The organism is Paraconexibacter sp. (genome assembly GCF_041602235.1).
Classification (GTDB): Bacteria; Actinomycetota; Thermoleophilia; order Solirubrobacterales; family Solirubrobacteraceae; genus Paraconexibacter.
On record NZ_JBFIGP010000411.1, the window covers coordinates 1 to 2,487 of the forward strand.

Genomic DNA, 2,487 nt, shown 5'->3' on the forward strand with positions numbered 1-2,487 from the left:
CGAGAAGACGTGCTCCGGGGTGCCGGGCGGGACGGTCCCCCGGGCATGCCGCGTCAGCCAGGTCGCGGTCGTCCGCAGGAAGGTCGCCGTGCCCTGCGGGTGCGCGTGGCAGACGACGGCGGCGGCGACGCCGCCCCAGAGCCGGTCGGGGATCAGGCGCGGCGTGAGGTACCAGGGCAGCCAGGGGAACGGGTAGTTGGTGTAGGTGTGCCCGTCGGACGGCATCGGGAAGACGGTGGTGTTCATCACCAGCAGCCCGCTGACGCGGTCCGGGTCCTCGAGCAGCGCGCCGATGCCGATGGGCCCGCCCCAGTCGTGGACGACCAGCACGACGTCCTGCAGGTCGAGGTGGCGGACGAGCTGCAGGACGTTCGCCGCGTGGTGCTGGTCGACCATCTCGAAGTCGGCCTGGTCCGACAGGCCGAACCCGACGTGGTCCATGGCCACGAGCCGCAGCGGCCGGCCGGAGGCGATCAGCCCGTCGCGGATGGCGCGGTACGTGTACGAGCACTCCGGGTTGCCGTGGACGAACAGCACGGTGGCCTGTGGCGCGGTGCCCGGCGCCGTGTGATGGTCGTAGTAGAAGAGCGTCTTGCCCGCGTCCAGGCCGTCCGGGATCGTGAACCAGCGCTCGCTGCCGGGTGGGCAGTAGTCGGACGGCGGGTCCTGGAGTGGGGAGGTGGTGGGAACGTGCATCGTGCGCGGCGCAGCCCGACTCTATGCGAGGTGGGCGGGGCCGGGCGCCGGGTCGTGACGGGCAGGGCACGGCGGCCCCCAGCTTGACCGTGACATCGATCCATGTCACGGTTGAGGCATGGCCCTCCTCGAGAACGCCCCCACCGTGCTCATCGGCGAAGCGCTCGCCTCGCCGGCAGGACCGATCAGCGAGGACGAGCTCGCGAGCCTCTCGGCGCCGCCGCGCATCCCCCTGCCGCGCATCGCGCAGGTCGCCCGGTTCACGACCCGTCAGATCCAGTACGTGTTCGAGTGGAACCGCAAGCTGGGCCAGACCTTCCAGGCGCACGGGGTGGTGGCTGGGCGACCGGTCATCACCTCGCACCCGGACCACGTGAAGTCGCTGTTCACGGCGAAGCCCGATCAGGCGCCGTCGCTCACCGGCGAGTCGCCGCTGCGGCCGATCGTGGGTCCGAACTCCACGCTCACCGCGCTCGGCGAGCGGCACATGCGCCAGCGCAAGCTGCTGCTGCCGCCCTTCCACGGGGAGGCGATCGCCGACTACGTGAGCATGATCAGCGCGGTCACGGAACGTGAGCTCGACCGCTGGCCGGTCGGCAAGCCGTTCGCCCTCGCGCCGCGGATGCAGGCGATCACGCTCGACGTGATCATGTCCGGGATCTTCGGCATCGAGGGCCGGCCGCCGCGGGGCAGCGCCGAATGGCGGTTCCGGACGGCGCTCGTGGGTCTGCTCGCAAGCTCCACGATGCCGCTCGCGAAGGTGTCGGAGTACATGAACGTCGGTCGCGACGAGCCCGTCGGCGGCGTGAAGGTCGGGATGAGCATCCTCGACCGGGCGACGTACGCGGTCATCAGCAAGCGCCGCGCGGAGTCCGATCTGGGCGAGCGCCGCGACGTCATGTCGCTGCTCATGCGCGCCCGGACCGACGAGGGGGAGGCGCTCACCGACAAGGAGCTGCGCGACGAACTGCTGACGCTCGTCCTCGCCGGCCACGAGACCACGGCGAACTCGCTGGCCTGGACGTGGGAGCGGCTGCTGCGCTTCCCGGACGCCCACTCGCGCCTGCGCGACGCGGTCCGCGGTGACGCCGACGACCGCGAGGCGCAGGTCGAGGCCGCGATCCTCGAGGGGATGCGTGTGCGTCCCGTGATCCCCATCATCGGGCGCCGCGTGACCGTTCCCTGGCGGCTGGGCGAGTACGGCGTGCCCGCGGGGACACCGATCACGATGAGCATCCTGCTCCTGCATCACCGCGAGGACCTCTACCCCGATCCGTTCTCGTTCCGTCCCGAGCGGTGGATCGGCCACAAGCCCGGTACCTACGAGTGGATCCCGTTCGGCGGGGGCATCCGGCGCTGCCTGGGCGCCGCCCTGGCGATGGCCGAGCAGCGCGTCGTGCTCGAGGCGATGGTCCGCCGCCTGGACCTGGAGGCGGACCGGCCCGAGCCCGAGCACGCCCGTCACCGCAACGTCACGATGGTCCCCGCCCGCGGAGGGCGGGTGGTGGTGACCGGGCGCGCCTGAGGCGCGAACCTCCGCGCCGGACCCGCGTCAGGCGCGCAGCGCCCGGGGCGGGTCCGGGTCCTCGCCCAGCAGCTCCGAGGCGAGCATCCGCAGGATCCCGACCCGATCCTCGGGGCGCTGCGCGAAGGCGTAGGCGTGTGCCTCGCCGGGACCGCGGATCCCGAGCGCCGCCCGCCGCTGCGGGGAGGCGAGGTGCTCCAGCGCGACGCCGAGCAGGTAGGCGTCGAGGTCCTCGGGCTCGGGGTCGCGTCGCAGGCGAGGCGACC

Annotated in this window: 3 protein-coding genes; 1 reads left to right on the forward strand and 2 read right to left on the reverse strand. The window is 72.5% G+C overall.

Annotation, left to right across the window (positions count from 1 at the left end):
• A partial coding sequence (locus ABYE80_RS19735) for an alpha/beta fold hydrolase (protein WP_372792016.1) occupies positions 1–696 on the reverse strand: 696 nt, incomplete at its 3' end.
• A 118-nt stretch (positions 697–814) separates the two neighbouring features.
• On the opposite strand from ABYE80_RS19735, the gene ABYE80_RS19740 reads away from it, so the two are divergent.
• Entirely contained in the window at positions 815–2,221 is a 1,407-nt protein-coding gene (locus ABYE80_RS19740; protein WP_372792017.1) for a cytochrome P450, read from the forward strand.
• Positions 2,222–2,248: 27 nt separating this feature from the next.
• On the opposite strand, the gene ABYE80_RS19745 is transcribed toward ABYE80_RS19740, so the two are convergent.
• The coding region (locus ABYE80_RS19745; protein ID WP_372792018.1) for a hypothetical protein at positions 2,249–2,487 on the reverse strand (239 nt) is incomplete at its 5' end.